Annotated in this window: 15 protein-coding genes; 7 read left to right on the top strand and 8 right to left on the bottom strand. The window is 38.9% G+C overall.

Features of this window, described 5'->3' with window-relative positions:
• Window positions 1-19: 19 nt before the first annotated feature.
• A complete protein-coding gene (locus tag CR194_RS00875) occupies window positions 20-1171 on the bottom strand; it encodes a sensor histidine kinase (RefSeq protein WP_110607762.1) in 1152 nt (383 codons plus the stop codon).
• A 364-nt stretch (window positions 1172-1535) separates the two neighbouring features.
• On the opposite strand from CR194_RS00875, the gene CR194_RS00870 reads away from it, so the two are divergent.
• Window positions 1536-2495: an agmatinase family protein gene (locus tag CR194_RS00870; RefSeq protein WP_110607761.1), complete on the top strand. Its 960-nt coding sequence runs from the start codon at window positions 1536-1538 to the stop codon at window positions 2493-2495.
• 349 nt (window positions 2496-2844) lie between these two features.
• Here CR194_RS00870 and hemY read toward each other — a convergent pair whose 3' ends face one another.
• From hemY to CR194_RS00850, 4 genes are all read right to left on the bottom strand, one after another.
• A complete protein-coding gene (hemY, locus tag CR194_RS00865) occupies window positions 2845-4257 on the bottom strand; it encodes a protoporphyrinogen oxidase (protein ID WP_110607760.1) in 1413 nt (470 codons plus the stop codon).
• Window positions 4258-4260: 3 nt separating this feature from the next.
• Entirely contained in the window at window positions 4261-5193 is a 933-nt protein-coding gene (gene hemH / locus CR194_RS00860) for a ferrochelatase (RefSeq protein WP_269845688.1), read from the bottom strand.
• Between the two features lie 12 nt (window positions 5194-5205).
• Window positions 5206-6258, bottom strand: coding sequence for a uroporphyrinogen decarboxylase (gene hemE, locus CR194_RS00855; protein ID WP_110607758.1), 1053 nt, complete (start codon window positions 6256-6258; stop codon window positions 5206-5208).
• Window positions 6259-6579: 321 nt separating this feature from the next.
• Entirely contained in the window at window positions 6580-8748 is a 2169-nt protein-coding gene (locus CR194_RS00850) for a transglycosylase domain-containing protein (protein ID WP_110607757.1), read from the bottom strand.
• A 197-nt stretch (window positions 8749-8945) separates the two neighbouring features.
• Between CR194_RS00850 and CR194_RS00845 the strand changes: the two genes are divergently transcribed.
• From CR194_RS00845 to CR194_RS00830, 4 genes are all read left to right on the top strand, one after another.
• On the top strand, window positions 8946-9692 hold the full coding sequence (locus CR194_RS00845; RefSeq protein ID WP_110607756.1) for a cytochrome c biogenesis CcdA family protein: 747 nt from the start codon (window positions 8946-8948) through the stop codon (window positions 9690-9692).
• 155 nt (window positions 9693-9847) lie between these two features.
• Window positions 9848-11032 carry a M20 family metallopeptidase gene (locus CR194_RS00840; RefSeq protein WP_110607755.1) on the top strand — a complete coding sequence of 395 codons (1185 nt, stop codon included), beginning with the start codon at window positions 9848-9850 and terminating at the stop codon, window positions 11030-11032.
• 166 nt (window positions 11033-11198) lie between these two features.
• Window positions 11199-12029 carry a DUF4397 domain-containing protein gene (locus tag CR194_RS00835; RefSeq protein WP_233254182.1) on the top strand — a complete coding sequence of 277 codons (831 nt, stop codon included), beginning with the start codon at window positions 11199-11201 and terminating at the stop codon, window positions 12027-12029.
• Between the two features lie 76 nt (window positions 12030-12105).
• The gene (locus CR194_RS00830) at window positions 12106-12564 is read left to right on the top strand and encodes a class F sortase (protein WP_158282128.1); all 459 of its coding nucleotides are present in this window, start codon (window positions 12106-12108) and stop codon (window positions 12562-12564) included.
• A gap of 44 nt (window positions 12565-12608) precedes the next feature.
• On the opposite strand, the gene CR194_RS00825 is transcribed toward CR194_RS00830, so the two are convergent.
• The 3 genes from CR194_RS00825 to CR194_RS00815 are packed head-to-tail and all read right to left on the bottom strand — an operon-like array spanning window position 12609 to window position 15334.
• Window positions 12609-13337 carry an EcsC family protein gene (locus CR194_RS00825; protein ID WP_110607753.1) on the bottom strand — a complete coding sequence of 243 codons (729 nt, stop codon included), beginning with the start codon at window positions 13335-13337 and terminating at the stop codon, window positions 12609-12611.
• Between the two features lie 37 nt (window positions 13338-13374).
• Window positions 13375-14595, bottom strand: coding sequence for an ABC transporter permease (locus tag CR194_RS00820; protein ID WP_110607752.1), 1221 nt, complete (start codon window positions 14593-14595; stop codon window positions 13375-13377).
• A complete protein-coding gene (locus CR194_RS00815; RefSeq protein WP_110607751.1) occupies window positions 14588-15334 on the bottom strand; it encodes an ABC transporter ATP-binding protein in 747 nt (248 codons plus the stop codon). The genes CR194_RS00820 and CR194_RS00815 overlap by 8 nt, the downstream gene beginning before the upstream one ends.
• Window positions 15335-15497: 163 nt before the next feature.
• Between CR194_RS00815 and CR194_RS00810 the strand changes: the two genes are divergently transcribed.
• The gene (locus CR194_RS00810; RefSeq protein WP_110607750.1) at window positions 15498-15926 is read left to right on the top strand and encodes an HIT family protein; all 429 of its coding nucleotides are present in this window, start codon (window positions 15498-15500) and stop codon (window positions 15924-15926) included.
• A gap of 115 nt (window positions 15927-16041) precedes the next feature.
• Entirely contained in the window at window positions 16042-17127 is a 1086-nt protein-coding gene (gene serC, locus CR194_RS00805) for a 3-phosphoserine/phosphohydroxythreonine transaminase (protein WP_110607749.1), read from the top strand.
• Window positions 17128-17412 lie beyond the last annotated feature (285 nt).

Below are 17412 nucleotides of genomic sequence, written 5' to 3'. Positions count from 1 at the left end.
TTAACAGAAAACGAAGCCATTATTTATGGTCATCGTCAGTAAGCTGTTTTATCGGAAACCGCAGCTTAAATATCGTCCACTCTTCACTTGTTACATAATCAATGTCGCCTTTGTGTTTATTCATCAGCTGCTTTGAAACTGCTAATCCTAAACCTTTTCCTAATTCTTTCGTTCCTACGAAAGGCTCAAACATCGAGTGTCTAATGAGTCTCGGAACTGGAGGTCCATTGTTCGCAAAAGTAATGATCGCATCTGTCTGATCTTTCTTAAGACATATTTTTAATTTTCTTCCGTTCTCTTTTAACATTAATGCATCATGAGCATTTTGCATTAACTTATATAGGACTAGTTTTATCTGGTCTTGAAGACCCCATGTGCTAACGTTTTCACACAAGTGTAAATGCACACAAATATTTCCTTGAGAAATGATCGGTTGGAAAGAGTCAACTACTTCATAGAGTAATTCTTTCAACGAAATGGCAGTGACACACAAATCCTGATGATTCTTTTCCGTTGATAACATTAGAAATTGGTTCACTTGCTGTTCTAGTTCTTCCATATCTTGATAAATGAAGTGAAAGTATTTTTCTTCCTCTTTTTCGCTTACTAACCTTTTTTCAAGTAATTGCACAAATCCTTTAATTGATGTGAGTGGATTTCTAATCTCATGAGCGAAACTAGTAGACAGCTTAGAGAGTATTTCTGCTCGATCTTTCTTTAATTGAGATAATTGTACTTCTTTTGTTAATAATTGATTATTTATTTGCTTTTCCGTCTCAATATAAGCTTCTTTTTGAAGCTCTAAAAAAAACTTATTTAGCTGAGCAATTGTCTCATTCTTTTCAGTATCTACTGTTGGAATTCTTGCAATACTTTTTTCCATCGTTAATCGAACTTGTTCAAATTTATACAAAAATTCCTCGAGACTGATTTCCTTGCGATTCCTGTATCCTTCCACTACTTGTCCAAACATCTCCATATGTAATCGTTCATTTGTTGAAATGTTTAGCAAAAACAGGTCAAATAACGTTTCTAATGTTTGAAAAAACTTCTCAACATCACCTTTTTCTTTCAACGTCTCTTGGAAGACTTCTATCATATTAATTAATATTTCTCTTTTATTTAGTTTCAAATGTTCAATGATCTCTTTCTTTTCATATGTATATACCATTTGAATCGAGCCTCCTATTTTCTTTCCCTATTTAGTATAAATCACATTTACCATAAAAAGGTTAAGAATCTTTAGACACTTTCCTTAACAAAATTTTTTATTTCGACTAATTTCGCGCAATTCATTAAATTATTTTATTAATCACTTGTTTATTCAATAACTATCGACATTTTTTTATTAAGCGTCTCCCCACATAATAAAATTTGTTGTATAGTCCATATTCTACCTAGTTTTGAGTAAGATGACGTCTAAAGAAAGAATGAGGTTGCAAACCGTCTGCACAGCAACATTAAATTGTTTATGGAAAAATGAAGAAGGGAATTAATAAGAAATGTTGACCAATTCATTCGAGGAGGCTAAAGAGATGTCAAATTCATTTATTTATGGAAATACCCCTTGTTTTTTAGGAGCTGAGAATTTAGTTAAAAACCCTGATAAAGAAAAAGATGTGGATGTAACCGTATATGGAGTACCATGGGAAGGGGCTGTCACCTGGGGGGATTATACAGGGTGTGAACTAGGTCCTAAAGTCATCCGGTTAAGCTCTGGAAGGTACAGTGGATATCTCCCTGAATTAAATCATCTTGATGTGTTTGAACACTTAACATTAGGGGATAAAGGAGATGTTGCTGTAACTCCTGCCGAGCCGGAAGATACAATGAAAAAGATTCGGGAGTTCTCCAAAGATATTTGGCAGAAAAAAACGTTCCCCATTGCTTTCGGTGGCGACCACGGCATCACTTATCCAATAATAGAAGGACTGATTGAAGCATCAACTAAAAAAGTTGGCATTATCCACTTAGACGCACATTACGATAACAATGAGCATTCCAATGGAGACCCTTATGGTCGCGGTGCTCCGTTTGCCCGTCTCTATGAAACAGAAGGGGTCGTTAATGAAGCCATGGTTCACTTAGGTATACATGGACCAAGAAACAAACCGGAAAATGGCCGACTAGCACAAAAAGTTGGCGCAACAACGTTAACGATCGAAGACATTCGTCAAGCTGATCATGTAAGAGATATTGCCAAAAAATCTTATGAAATCGCTTCTAAGAATACAGATGTCGTTTATTTAAGTATTTGTAGTGATGTGTTGGATCATGCTTTTAATCCTGGGGGACCCGTTGATGGAAATGGACTGAATTCACATGAGCTCCTTAGTATCGTCCATGAAGTATGTAAACTAGGGGTCGTAGGGATGGATTACGTGGAAGTTTATCCTCAACAGGATGGAAATGACTTTAGTTCTCACTTTGCCTCTTTTGTTGCATTGTATGCACTGGCAGGAGAAATCGAGCACAGAAAACAGAAAGAAAACTAACCATAATTTGTTGTCTCTAAACCAATTCCAGAGAACGATCTAGCCAGTACGGAAAAAGAGTCAAAATTTTTTATTTATTTTGAAAAATAGGTTTAAACTATTTAGATGGTGGTATCTATAATTATATAACTCCCCCACTTTCTCATATTTCCTCTCCCTGTGGAAGCCGTGCGCAAAAGCGTACGGTTATTTTTTTAAAAAATCAGGAAACCATTTGCAAGGGGAGGCTAACTTGAATCAAAAAAAGAGTGTGGAAGACATTCGCACAGCCAGTTAGTATCATTGAGCTTTCATTTTAAACCTGGCATGGACTGAAGTACCTTTCCATGCCAGGTTTAAAATTTACGACTCATTCATTAACTAATTCTTTCACTGCTGTTTTAGCTTGATCAATACAATCTGGTAATCCAATCCCATTGTAGCTAGCTCCTACTAACCTCACGCCAGGGTATTTAGATGCTAAGTTTTGTCTAACAACTTTTAGTCTCTCTAAATGGCCTACTTCATACTGTGGCATGGATTCTTTCCATCGTTTAATCCGATAGAACAAGGGATCTCCATCAATTTTCATGATATGATCCAAATCCTGCTTCACCTTATCTAAGATTACTTCGTCAGGCTCGCCTACAATCTTATCGTCCCCTGCTTTCCCAATATACGCCCTCAATAAAGCGTAACCTTCCGGGGCAGAGTGCTTCCACTTTTTATGAGTCCATGTGCAAGCTGTAATCGAATAATTTGTTTTTTTCGATACAACGAATCCCGTTCCGTCGATATCTTTCTTTATCGCTTCTTTCGGATAAGCAAGAGCCACAGTTGCAACAGAGGTTGCAGGAATTTCTTTTATAGGTTTCATAAAGGTTTCAGACTGAAAAACTGAACTAGCATGTTGGTGCGGGGTCGTTAAGAGGACTCGGTCTACCAAATCCTCTGACCCATCCTCGAAAAACAGACGATAACGCTCAGACTCTTTTTCAATTTTTATCAGCGCCATATTCTTTTTCACACTATCATCATCTAACTTCTCTTCTACTCGGTCAACCATCGTTTGCAAGCCGCCTTGAAAAGTAAGGAACATGCCTTTCTTTTTCCCTTTAGGTTCTTTGGAAGAAGCCTGACCCCCTTGGTTTTTAGCCATGGAAGTCTTCATCCCGAGAATAAGACTTCGGTATTTAGCTTCCATTTGCTGAAACTGTGGAAAAGTAGCTTGCAAGCTTAACCGATCAATGTTCCCAGCATAAATTCCAGACAGAAGGGGCTCAATTAAATGATCCACCACTTCATTACCTAAACGATTTCTGAAGAAATGGCCCAGAGACAAGTCTACGCCTTCTTCTGTTGTTTTCGGCAAAACGAGGTCAAACGCAGCTCTCGCCTTGCCTTTAGGAGAAAACAACCCTGTTTTAATGAAAGGCAACCATTGAGTAGGTATTCCCATTACGGCGCCTTCTGGCATAGGGAAAAGTTTATTTTGATGAAGGATAAAAGCTCCTGATGCATTGTCTACTAACTCATCGGCCATTCCTATATCTTTAGCTAATTCGGTCATGCTTGTTTTTCTAGCTAAGAATGAATCGGGTCCTTGCTCAATAATAAACCCATCCGTGTAGTCGGTTTGAATACGACCACCTAAACGGTCGTTCGCTTCGTACAAAACATATTCGGCATCTATTCGCTGCGCTTTAATCTCTTCTTGGAGATAAAAAGCAGCAGAAATCCCTGTCATTCCGCCACCTATGACGGCTATTCTTTGTTTAGGCATCCGTTATACATCCTTTAATGTTTTTTGAATAACAGTCGCTAACGTATCGATGAACTCACTTTTAGCATTTGGCATCTCGGGCCGATAATACCCTGCACCTACTTCATCAGTTACCACTTTGCACTCATAGTCATTGTCGTACAATACTTCTAAGTGATCAGCGACAAATCCTACCGGGCAGTACATATAAGCTTTGTATTCTAGCTTTTCGTGTAAATCTCTCGTTAAATCTTGAACATCGGGACCGATCCATGGATCTGGTGTATTCCCCTCACTTTGCCAGCCGATTTCATAATTTTTAACTTCCGCTTTTTCAGCAATCAACTTGGCTGTTTCCTTCAATTGATCCGGATAAGGATCACCGTTCTGAAGAATTTTTTCCGGTAAACTATGAGCAGAAAAAATCACTACATGATGATCTTTTTCTTCTTCAGTCATCGTTTCTCTCGTGATTCGGATTTGCTTCGCCCAATAATCAATAAATCCTGGCTCATCATACCAGCTTTCAACACTTGTTAGCGTAGGACCTTGTATAGATTCGGACTCTTCTTTAGCTCGTCCATTATAGGCTTTTACGCTAAATGTAGAATAATGAGGAGCTAATACAATGCTCACGGCTTCTTCTATACCATCTTCTTTCATTTTATGGATGGCATCTTCAATAAAAGGATCTATATGCTTCAATCCTTGATATGCTATGAATTCTTTATCTGTATAGCGACGATTTAACTCATCCTGTAAATGAGTAGCTTGATCCGTTGTGATCTTAGCAAGAGGAGAGATTCCACCTATCGCCTCATATCGTTCTGTTAAATCATCTAACTGTTCTTGTGAAGGTTTTCTTCCTCGGCGGATATGAGTATAAAATGGCTCAATCTCATCCATCGTTCGGGGAGTTCCATAAGCCATGACTAATAATCCTACTTTCTTTTTCACATTGATCATCCTTTATCGGTTAATTTGAGCAAGTTTTTCGGCTGAATATTCATGAACAAACGCTGTAAGCCTTTTTAAAGTTGCCGGATCTACTTCTGGAAAGACACCGTGACCTAAATTAAAGATAAAACCTGGCTGCGCCATTCCTTGATCCAGAATGTCTTTCGTTTTTGCTTCAATTACCGGCCAAGGGGCCATTAAAACACAAGGATCTAAATTCCCTTGAACAGTCTTTGTAATTCCTTCTGCTCTAGCTTCTTTAATCGGATAGCGCCAGTCAAGACCTACCACATCTAATGGTAGTTCATGCCAATCTAACGTTAAATGACGACCACCGACACCAAACATGATTAGGGGAACTCCTTCACCCTTCAATTCAGAAAAGATTCGGTTCATCACAGGTTTGACAAACGTTTGATAATCTTGCTGATTTAAAGCGCCTACCCAAGAGTCAAAAATTTGAATAGCTTGAGACCCTGCTCGGATTTGAGATTTGACATATGTAACCACCATATCGCCTAGTTTTTCCATTAATAAGTTCCAAGCTTCAGGTTGGGAGTACATCATGCCTTTCGTTTTATTGTAATTCTTTGAAGGGCCGCCTTCAATCATATAGCTCGCTAACGTAAATGGAGCACCACTAAAGCTAATAAGAGGCACAGTTAACTGGCTACGTAAGATTTTGATGGTTTCTAACACAAAATCCACGTCTTTTTCAGGGTTTAACTGACCTAAACGTTCTACATCTTTCAAAGATTGAATCGGATTAGAAATAACTGGTCCAATCCCTTTTTTAATCTCAACGTCTACACCCATTGCTGGTAATGGGGTCATAATATCTTTATATAATATCGCTGCGTCGTTATTGTATTGATCCACTGGAAGTTTAGTCACCCACGCACACGTCTCTGGACGGTGAGTGATTTCTTCTAGACTGTATTTTTTCTTTAACTCTCTGTATTCAGGCTGTGATCTTCCTGCCTGTCTCATATACCATACCGGCACATGACTGATTGGTTCCTGTCTACATGCTTTCAAAAATTGATCGTTAAACTTTCCTGTCAATGTCTACACCCCAAATCTAATATATATGATTCTTTATATAGATCGAACCATAAAACGTACTAAAATAAATTATACTCTTTTTCATTCAGATTTTACACCACTAGGGTCTCAAGAGATAGTCGTTCACATTATGTTCACATTTAAGTTCTTATTAAGGGGTTTTTAACTTCGTACTTTATCATGATTACAACATGCTGATAGAACGTTGGTTTTCGCTGATAGAGGCATTGTTTTCGCCAATAGACCACTGTTTTTCCCAATCCACACCTATAAAAGCCCCTAAAAAACACCTGCTTCATAAAAAGCAGGTGTTCCAAGTAATTAAGAAGCATCCCCATGAGAGAATAGCTGGAACTTCGCTTCTACCATATTAGAAGTGTTTCCTTCCCGGTCAATTTGCGGATTATAAGGTGTAACTACATAGTTCGTTGATGAAAATAAGCTAGCACCTTTTACTAAATACTCACTTTCCCCTACGACCTCGTCAATGAATTCTAATTCTTCTCCTTTTTTCTGATAAACACGATAGTGTAAACGGTCATCTTCACTAGCAGTCCAATCTAATTGAACTTGGGCTCCGGTGAAACCAAAAGTAACTTCTGCGGATAAATCACTAATGTCTACAAAATGAATAGGTTCTTGTAGCTCATCAACACCACTAGGCTTTTCAAAAGCATAGAGTCGGTCCGCTTCATTCTGATTCACATCAGTTAAGACTGACTTGAAGGCCCGCGTAGGAACTGCACTTGATTCTGTCAAAGTATGGTTCAAATCATTCCTATCATAGCCCATCCAAATCGCCCCGGATACTTCAGGAGTAAACCCTGCAAACCATAAGTCTCTTGATCCTCCATGTTGTCCATCAAGGGAAGTTGTCCCCGTTTTTCCTGCGAGAGGACCGTTGTATTCCCCGCTTCTCCCTGTCCCATCTTCCACTACACCCTCTAGCATTCGCGTCATATACCAAGCCGTTTGAGAAGAAACCACTTCTGTCTGTTCAACGCTTCTTTCCGATACCAGTTCTCCATTTCGATCATAGATTCCTTCTATGAAATAAGGTTCTGAATACATCCCTTCATTTGCAAACGTCCGATAGGAAGCAGCGATTTGTAAGGGTGAAACTCCGTGGTCTAATCCTCCTAAAGCGATCCCTAGACCTTCGTCATCGAAATAAATATTTTGTTTTTGCAAATAACTCTTTGAGGTCTCTACTCCCAGTTGCTCGAGCGTCCATACAGCCGGTACATTTACAGAATCTCTCAATGCGTCATACATCGTTATTTCCCCTGAATACTGTTGAGACAAGTTTTGCGGTATATAACCGTCAAAATCAGTTTCTTCATCCGTTAGTAACGAGTAAGGATGGAATAACCCTTCTTCCATTGCCGGTGCATAAACAGCTGTAGGCTTAAATACTGATCCTGGCTGCCTCATTGCGTTAGCTCGATTGAATCCTTTTCTTACGTAATCGCGTCCTCCTTGCACAGCGACTACTCCTCCGGTCTCGTTATCTAATAAGACAATACTCCCTTCGACCTTGTCCTCTCCGGTGGAACTTGGGAATGTTTCGCTTTTTTGGAAATGATCATATGTTGTTTGTTGCATGGCAGGATCCATAGCCACAACAATTTCATACCCACCTCTAAGAATTTCTTCTTCACTGATCTGATGTTTCTCTTCTGCTTCAAGTAACAAGAGATCGACATATGAAAGATAAGCTGGATTTTCTGTTATTTTCATTTGTTCCGTTGGTAACGTCCTACCCTGAAGAGGTACGACCTCCTCTGCTGTCAAATAGCCTCGTCGCTGCATCATACTTAATACTAAATTACGCCTCTCCTTGCTTCTCTCATAATCTAAAAATGGAGAATAATGGCTAGGTGCCTTTGGTAAGGCGGCAAGCAAAGCTCCCTCTTCCACAGATAGTTCTGAAGTGCTTTTATCAAAATACAGTTTTGAAGCCGCTTCAATACCATGAGCTCCATGTCCAAAGTAAATTTGGTTTAAATACATCTCTAAAATTTCATCTTTTGAATATCTTCTCTCTAAATTAATTGAAATAAGAACCTCTTTCGTCTTACGCATCCATGATTTCTCATGGGTCAAAAAAGCATTTTTAGCTAACTGTTGAGTAATCGTGCTGCCACCTTCTGCCTTTGAACGGGTAGCGATATCGCGATAAATCGCTCTACCTATGGCTCTGAAATCAATTCCTGTATGTTGAAAAAAACGGTGGTCTTCTATGGATATAAATGCATCCTGCACATGCTCAGGTACTTCCTCTATTGTTATCATTTCTCGATTTTCCTCGAATAGTTTTGTAATCGTTTGACCGTTTTGATCTACAACGGTCGATGTTTCATTCATTACTAGATCTGTTTCATCAATTGTATAATTACCGAATAATATAATGGCTAAATATCCAAGAACTCCAACAATAGAAATGGAAAGGATAAAGATTATCATAAATAAAATTTTTCTTAAAAACATGATTTTCACCTCCATGAAAACTATTATACTTCAGGTCAAAAAAATTGACGAACAAACTTTTCTCATTCTATCAATACGATAAATACTTGATTAAGTTTCAATAAGTGTAAAGAATGATTCAAATCCATTCTAACTTAAAAGAATTTCGTGTATATTAATAGGGGACATGGAAGTTTGAACGATTTGGAGGAGTTTTAATGGAATTAATGAGTGTGTTTGTTATAAACGAAGTAACGTTTTTGTCCTTATGGATTGCCCTATTTGCCGGGGTTGTGTCTTTCTTGTCTCCCTGTGTCTTTCCGCTAGTTCCTGCTTATATTGCACAATTGACGGGTAGCGGAATTTCAGACAATGCTGTCGCTGCCGACCGAAAACTAATCTTCACAAGAAGTATTGGTTTCATCTTGGGGTTCACTTCCATTTTTTTAATTTTAGGTGCTTCATCTTCCTTTATTGGAGGCTTCTTTTTTCAAAATCAAGCCCTGCTAGAACAGTTAGGTGGCATCATCATTGTTTTGTTCGGTTTACAATTAATCGGTATTTTCAATCTTAATTTCTTGATGAGTGAAAAAAGACTGATGAAACCATCTAAATCAACGAGCTTTGGACGTTCTGTTTTATTCGGCCTTGTGTTTGCGGCAGGTTGGTCACCTTGTATTGGATTAGTATTAGGATCGATTCTTACCTTAGCTGCTCAAAATACAAATCCATACGGAGCGATGTTACTATTGTTTTTCTATTCTATTGGGATCGGGATTCCTTTTTTAATAGTGGCAATGGTTTATTCAAAATCTATCAACAAAGTGCGTAACTTGAATCGTTACCTGCCTATAATCCAAAAAACAAGCGGTGGGATCATGATCGTATTAGGTGTGATGCTTTTCACCGGGATTTTTTCCAGAATGGCCGCTTACTTGTCTCAGTACATTCCATTTAGTATTTAACACTTTTCTCTTCCCACAATTACATGGGAAGAGATTTTTTATATAGTGAAAATTTATAGTGACCAATAAATAATATTAGAGGATTTCAGATTTTTTTCTAGAAGGTTTAGTCTAAGAACGGGGATAAAGAATTCACATCAAGGAGAGATAAACTTATGATAAAACAACTGCATGAAAAATTAACGGAGTATTTCGATGAAATGGTCGACATTCGACGCTATTTACACCAACACCCAGAGCTGTCTTTCCACGAGGTGAAAACGCCAGCTTATATAGCAGACTACCACAAACAACTTGGTCACGATGTCCGTGAAAAAGTAGGTGGCAGAGGCGTCGTCGCAAAATTAATCGGCGGCCAGTCAGGACCTACAGTGGCATTAAGAGCAGATTTCGACGCCCTACCTATTCAAGATATGAAAGATGTTCCGTATAAATCAACAGTGCCTGGAGTAATGCATGCTTGTGGACATGATGGCCATACCTCACTTCTCCTCGTGTTAGCTAAAGTATTAAATGAGATGAAAGACCACCTTAAAGGAAATGTCGTATTTATTCATCAATTCGCAGAAGAACTGGCACCAGGTGGAGCGAAACCAATGATTGAAGATGGCTGCTTAGACGGCGTGGATGTTATCTATGGCACCCATTTATGGGCAACCACTCCATTAGGAAAAGTAGATTATAACGAAGGTCCATTAATGGCAGCGGCTGACCGGTTTAAGATTACAGTTCAAGGAAAAGGCGGACACGGGGCCCAACCTCACCTTACGAAGGACGCTGTTTTGATTGGTTCCCAAATTGTTCAATCGTTACAAAACATAGTAAGCAGAAGAGTTGATCCAATGGAGTCTGCCGTAATTAGTATAGGGTCCTTCAAAGCTTTAAATGCTTTCAACGTCATTTCGGATTCAGCAGAATTAGAAGGTACAGTAAGAACATTTAATGAAGAAGTGCAAGATCAAATTCAAAAGGATATGGTTGAAGTAGTTCAAGGTGTAGCTTCAAGCTTTGGAGCGAAGGCTGACTTTGAGTTTTTCAAAGGATATCCTGCATTGATTAACCATAAAGTAGAAGCTGAGTTCCTAAGAGAGGTAGCCGAGAATACACCGGGAGTAAAGGTAGTTGAGCATGCCAAACCACAAATGGGCGGAGAAGATTTCAGTTACTATCTTCGAAACTTAAAAGGCGCGTTCTTTTTTACTGGAGCTATGAATCCTGAATGGGAGACTGTCTATCCCCATCATCATCCTCACTTTGATATTGACGAACGGGCCATGCTTCATGGAGCGACAATTCTGGGGAACTTAGTCCTCAGCACCTTCGATTCTTCTAAAAAATAGAAGACTATTGAAAATACGGTAGACGAAATATAATAAAACGAGTATTAAGGTTGTGTCCAATTTTCTCCACTGGATCACAACCTTTTTTTATATTGTTATACATAATTATCCAACAGATAGCTCATGCTACTTGTTGAATGCAACTATCAATCAAGGAGATGAGAAGATGAAGAAAAAAAAGGTTATGCTAAGGATTGTTACTGTACTATTTGTCCTTTTCACGTTCACACGCTTCGTTCAGGCAGATGGGCAGGAGGATGCGATGGTAAGACTGCTTCACGCTTCACCTGATGCACCTCAAGTGGATATTGCGGTAGATGGTGATCTCGTTGTTGAAAGCTTTGATTTCAAAGAAGCTACTGACTACTTGTACCTTGCTCCTGGTGAGTATACGGTAGAAATTTTCCCTGCCGGTGATCAGAATAGTGCTGTATTATCACAAAATTTGACAGTTGATTCAGGACAGGCGTATACAGTGGCCGCCATTAATAAATTAGAAAACCTTGATCTAAAAGTCATTGAAGACGCTTCGTCTACTACTGAAGGAAAGGCTTGGGTTCGAGTGGGACACCTCTCACCTGATGCTCCAAATGTAGATGTTGCAGCCAATGGTGACATTGTATTTAGCGACGCACCCTATCCCGCGGTAACAGATTATGAAGAATTCGATCCAACCACAGTGGATCTCGATGTGAGAGTAGCTGGAACTGAAGACGTCGTCCTTACTCTTCCAGATACGGAACTACAGGCAGATACTCTTTATACAGTTATCGCTGTAGGATTAGTCGAAGGAGATCCAGAACTTGACGCCATCGTGTTAGCAGATCCGTCCATGGATCAGATGCCTTCTGAAATGCCTGCAACAGGTATGGGAGGCGCTTCTCCCTCCACTTCTGACTTTACCACAGCAGGGGGAATCTTAATGATCCTCATTTCTCTTGGTGCCATTTTCTTTCTGTTTCAAAACCAACCTTGGAATCGCCAGTCTGAAAATTAGTTTCGTCGTTTTAACTGTATGCTCTCTCTTCATCAATGGAGAAGTTATTGCAAGTGATATTAACGGGGCTAAAACTGTGTCCATCCAGTCTGGATTCATTCCAACTGCGATCCACATTCCCAGCCTTGATATTTCAACGTCGGTACTACCTAGTGGAATAAGTAACGAAGGCGAATTTGAAGTTCCATCCACGGGAGACACGACTGTTTGGTTTACGAACAGTTTTAAACCCGGTGCCAACGGAAATGCAGTTATTGCCGGGCACGTAGATGACTTTACAGGGCCTGCTATTTTCTTCACACTAAAACATGCTTCTATCGGTGATCTCGTTATTGTGGAAGGTGAAAAAAACGAGTCATTCACATTTCAAGTCGTTTCAATTGAATCCTATCCGCGACGTTCAGCTCCTATTCAACAAATTTTCGGGTATTCAAGCAAGCCGAAACTAAATTTGATTACTTGTCACGGTGCATACAATCGTAACAAGAGAACTCATGAAGAACGCCTTGTCATTTATACTGAGCTAGTCGAGTAAAAAAACTGCCCTTCAGTCAGAACTGAAAGGCAGTTTTTCTTTCGTTAACGCACAAAGCGGTGACGATAACTATTTTTCGCATGGTAGGCTAAGATGTCCAAGTAATGATAATTCGCTGTAGCCCCCACAATCGCTCCAAAGCCAGGTATGAGCTGCATCGTCTTTGGTAAATCAATGAAATCACGATACTCTAGCTGAAACGCTTTCCAATCCAACTGGTTTAAATGAACGGTCTTTCCTTCCCATTCCTTCTTCGTATTCTCCCAATCAGTGACTCGGTGGAATACCTCTTTTTTTCTTTCTTCTTTAGAGAAAGCCAATTGAAAGATATGCAGTAAAAATAATCTTTCTTCCATATCGTCAGAATCAAATCCGTAAATTTTTGCTGTCTCAAACAGAAACTTCATCTTTATATTCAGTAACAATGGAAAATCAGCTATACCTAAAAAAATACCTCCAAAGCCTGTACCTGCTCCTTCAATGGCTGCCGTCCGTTTGTACAAATGGACTCGCTTCTCAAACAGCGTTTCCCGTTCTTCCAATGTTTGGTCAGTAATAATCTCTTGATCAGAAAGGTAATCACTACTAGCTAAAGTTCCTCTGACCATCTGCTTCACACTCGCTGTTATTACACGGTGAACCTTTTCAGGGATTTTATCATTCACTTTTTTTTGCCACCGTCTACTTACTTTCGCAGGCATAGATGGGGAACGATTCGTCTTATACTCCCAGCGTTCAAGTTCCCGTTCCACTTTAGACAAGAAGTCACTCATGAGTCCGTTCCTCCCTTCTCTATATCCTACGGCATGATTAGGTGGAGGTTTCGTATTTTTTCTTTAATCTTAGTTGAACATGATAAAGATAGGTTGCCATCGCCAAGATAAATACAACGAGCGCCCCTGATATCCCATAAGAAATAAAAGCTGTAATCGAGAAAATAAATGCTTGGATCGTACCTAACACCGCCATCCAAAATTGGTGTCCAGCCCGTTTACTATCTAGTCCTACAGGATACAATTCAATCATTTGACTCGTATCATAATGGTTTTTCAACGTTTCAATTTGAATGGCAGTCATATACGCAAATAAGACGGTAACGAACCAGCGTCCCCATTCAATATTCACAATCGAAATAAAAAGTGCGCCGAGAAAGGTCAATCGGATGAAAATTCCGAAATAATCATTCGCCCTCATAAAAGACCTGGCAAACAAATAATGGTAAACCTTCTTTCGTTCAAACTTAACAAGTCCATAAAGTGGGTTGAGCCAACGTCTAAATTTCACTTTTGACTTCAGGCTCGGTACATCTGTAAAGCTATTGGCAATTCGATAAAAGGTCATCACTGTTTGATTTTCAATGTCTACAAGTCGCTCCCATTTTAAACTATAAGACCGAGCAAGTCGGCGATAGTAACCAACATAAAAAACTGTTAAAGCTACCGAAATTAATCCGATAACCCATAAAGGCTGTTGGGTAAACAATCCATAGATGGCAACACCATTTAAGCCTGTCCTCAACAATGTATGGACTAAATAGTGATTTTTATCTAAAATTCGTTGCTCTTCAAACCCTGAAAGTAAATTCCAAAGTTTCAAACCGCTCAATAATAAGAATACTGAGATTAACGTACTCCCTGCCCCATCAATTCGATCAAAAAACAAAGGAGCCAACACTAAGATGCTCAACAAAAGCCAGAACGTCTCCATGATCCAACTATAAATAATGGATGAACGTATGTAAGAGCTCATTTTCCCTTCTAGAGGGGTCAAGAAAATCAAATCGCCTTGCTTCATAAATGTCCTGACTCGCCCTCTTGTGATAAACCACGTAAATACAACTGTAAAGAATACTACTGCCGGGAACGTTTCAGGTAACCATTGGAGAAATTGTCCGTAATAATAACTTCCGAAAACGAACAGCAAATAGATCGTAAACAAGAAGCCACTGTTACCAATTAATCGTAAATACTTCACAGCCATCGTCCAGTAATCTGCTCGACGTTTTTGCCATAGTTCAGTTACATTAGTCATGGCGATCTTCCTTTGTCATTTCAACGTAAATATCATCCAAATCTGAACCTGGCATATTCGCTTGCTCTTGCAATTCCTTAAGAGTACCTTTCAAGATAATTTTACCTTGATGAAGAAATAAAAAACGATCGCAATACTTTTCCGCTGTAGCTAAAATATGTGTAGACATTAATATACCGCAGCCTTCTGAACGGAGAATGAGCATACGATCGAGAAAAGATTTTATTCCAATAGGATCAAGACCAACGAATGGTTCGTCTGCAATATAAAGAGACGGTTTAATTAAGAAAGCACTCATGATCATGACTTTTTGTCGCATCCCTTTTGAGAAATGACTCGGAAACCATTTTGCCATCTTTGTCATTCTAAATTCTTTTAAAAGAGCATTTGCTCTTTCTTCAAACTGACTCTTAGAAAGACCATAAGCCATAGCTGTTAGTTCTAAGTGCTCCCATAAGGTCATTTCTTCATAAAGTAGCGGTGTTTCAGGGATGTAAGCCAAGTTCTGTCGATATCCGTCTTTATCATCTGCCATCGTTCGACCATTGAGAAGTACTTCACCGTTATGAGGTTCCATTAAACCAAGGATATGTTTGATCGTTGTACTTTTTCCTGCTCCATTTAAACCAATCAAGCCTACCATTTCTCCGGGATGAACGGTAAAGGATACGTCGTGTAAAACGGGCTTGCTTTTTTGGTAACCCCCTGTAATTTTGCACACTTCTAATAATTCGCTCATGATTTACTTCCCTCCACAATTCAAGCTATTCCATTCTTTACTATATCGAAAAGTCGTATACTTGAAAAGCAAGGACATATGAAATGTGGTAAGATATTAAAAAGGATTTTCTCTATACGTACATATGATTCGAAAGACCATTCAAACTAATGAGGTGATATGAATGAATCGAAAAGAAGATTGTATCTTTTGTAAGATTGTCAATGGTGAGATCCCTGTATCAAAAGTGTATGAAAATGAACACGTATTAGCCTTTCTCGATTTAAGCCAAGTCACTAAAGGGCACACATTAGTCATTCCTAAAAACCACGAAGAAAACATTTTCGAACTCTCAGAAACAACGATTGAACATGTCTTTAAAGCTGTTCCAAAAGTCGCTAATGCGATCAATTCAGCTTTCGATCCTGTTGGTTTAAATATGCTAAATAACAACGGTGAAGCTGCTGGACAATCTGTCTTTCATTATCATGTCCATTTGATCCCCCGTTACGGTAAAGGTGACGGATTCGGTGCCGTTTGGCATGATCATAGCAGCGAATATTCTACTGACGATTTGCAACTAGTTGCTGAACAAATTCAATCTAAGCTTTAAAATCAAGTAATTTCTATTGATTGTGCGGGATTTTTCTCGTACAATTTTATTTTTAAACACTCTTTTCTGAAATTTTAGAGAATTTTCCACTATTCTTCCCAGGAGGTTTTGTAAGATGACAACTGTTTACAACTTCAATGCTGGACCAAGTCCAATTCCGGCTCCAGTATTGGAAAAAGCGAAAGAAGAAATGTTCAATTTTGAACAATCTAACATGGCAGTGATGGAGATGAGCCATCGCAGTCCACTCTATGAAAAAATCCATTTTCATGCGATGGATCAGCTAAGAGAGATCTTCCACATACCTGAAGATTTTGACATTCTATTCTTACAAGGAGGGGCTTCTCTTCAATTCTCTATGGTTCCTCTCAATTTCTTAACAGAAGGTAAGTCTGCGAGCTACGTGTTAACTGGTTCATGGTCAGAAAAAGCTCAGAAAGAAGCCGCTGCTCTCGGAAATGTTCATACTTTAGCCAGTTCAAAAGATCAAGATTATAAATGGATCCCTCACGTTGATTATACTGAGTTACCAGAGAATTCTGCTTACGTCCATATCACTTCAAATAACACGATATACGGAACACAATGGCCTGATTTCCCAAATAATGTTAATATCCCAGTCATTGCAGATATGTCTAGTGATATTTTAAGCAGAGAGATCCCTTGGGAAAAGTTAGATATGGTGTATGCAGGCGCACAAAAAAATGCAGGTATGTCTGGAGTAACCATCGTTATCATGAGAAAGTCTCTTTTGGAGTCAGCAAATAGCAAAGTTCCACCTTCATTATCTTATAAACAACATGCAAGTAAGGACTCTTTATATAACACCCCCCCGACTGCAGCGATCTATATTACAGGATTAGTGGCAGATTGGATAAACGAACAAGGCGGAGTCGAAGAAATGGAGCGACTAGCTAAGGAAAAAGCGAAGTTAGTTTATGACATTATCGATGATTCTAATGGCTTCTATACTGGGCATGCAGCAGTATCCTCTCGTTCTCTTATGAACATCACTTTCCGTCTCCAAACAGAGGAACTTGAAAAAGCATTTCTAACTGAAGCAAAAGAAGCTGGATTTGTAGGTTTAAATGGTCATCGATCTGTAGGCGGGTGCAGGGTATCGAATTACAATGCAGTGCCCATTGAACATGTGGAAGTTCTTCGTGACTTTATGATATCGTTTATGAAAAGAAATAAATAATTATTTGGTATATCGCTTTAACGCTTTAACTTAACTTTAGTCCTCTATAATATTGATACTCTCCATTCATAAAATTAAAAGAACTTTACTCTGTTTCAGACCTAGGTATCTAAGCTATATGAGCTACCTAGGTTTGTTTAATTTGAGTTATTAATTCCTTTGTTACTATTATTACTAGCGTCCTCCTCCCTTTCCAAAAATTCAATCATGAGTTTTCAGAAAATACAGAAAGGATATTGAGATTCATTCATTTACTATGTTATGATGTTAATATCATTTTTCTAA

Origin of the sequence: Salipaludibacillus keqinensis (assembly GCF_003226325.1) — a bacterium.
GTDB classification, from domain to species: domain Bacteria; phylum Bacillota; class Bacilli; order Bacillales; family Salisediminibacteriaceae; genus Salipaludibacillus; species Salipaludibacillus keqinensis.
Note: the sequence above shows the minus strand (reverse complement) of the source record. Positions and strands in the feature narration are given on the sequence as shown.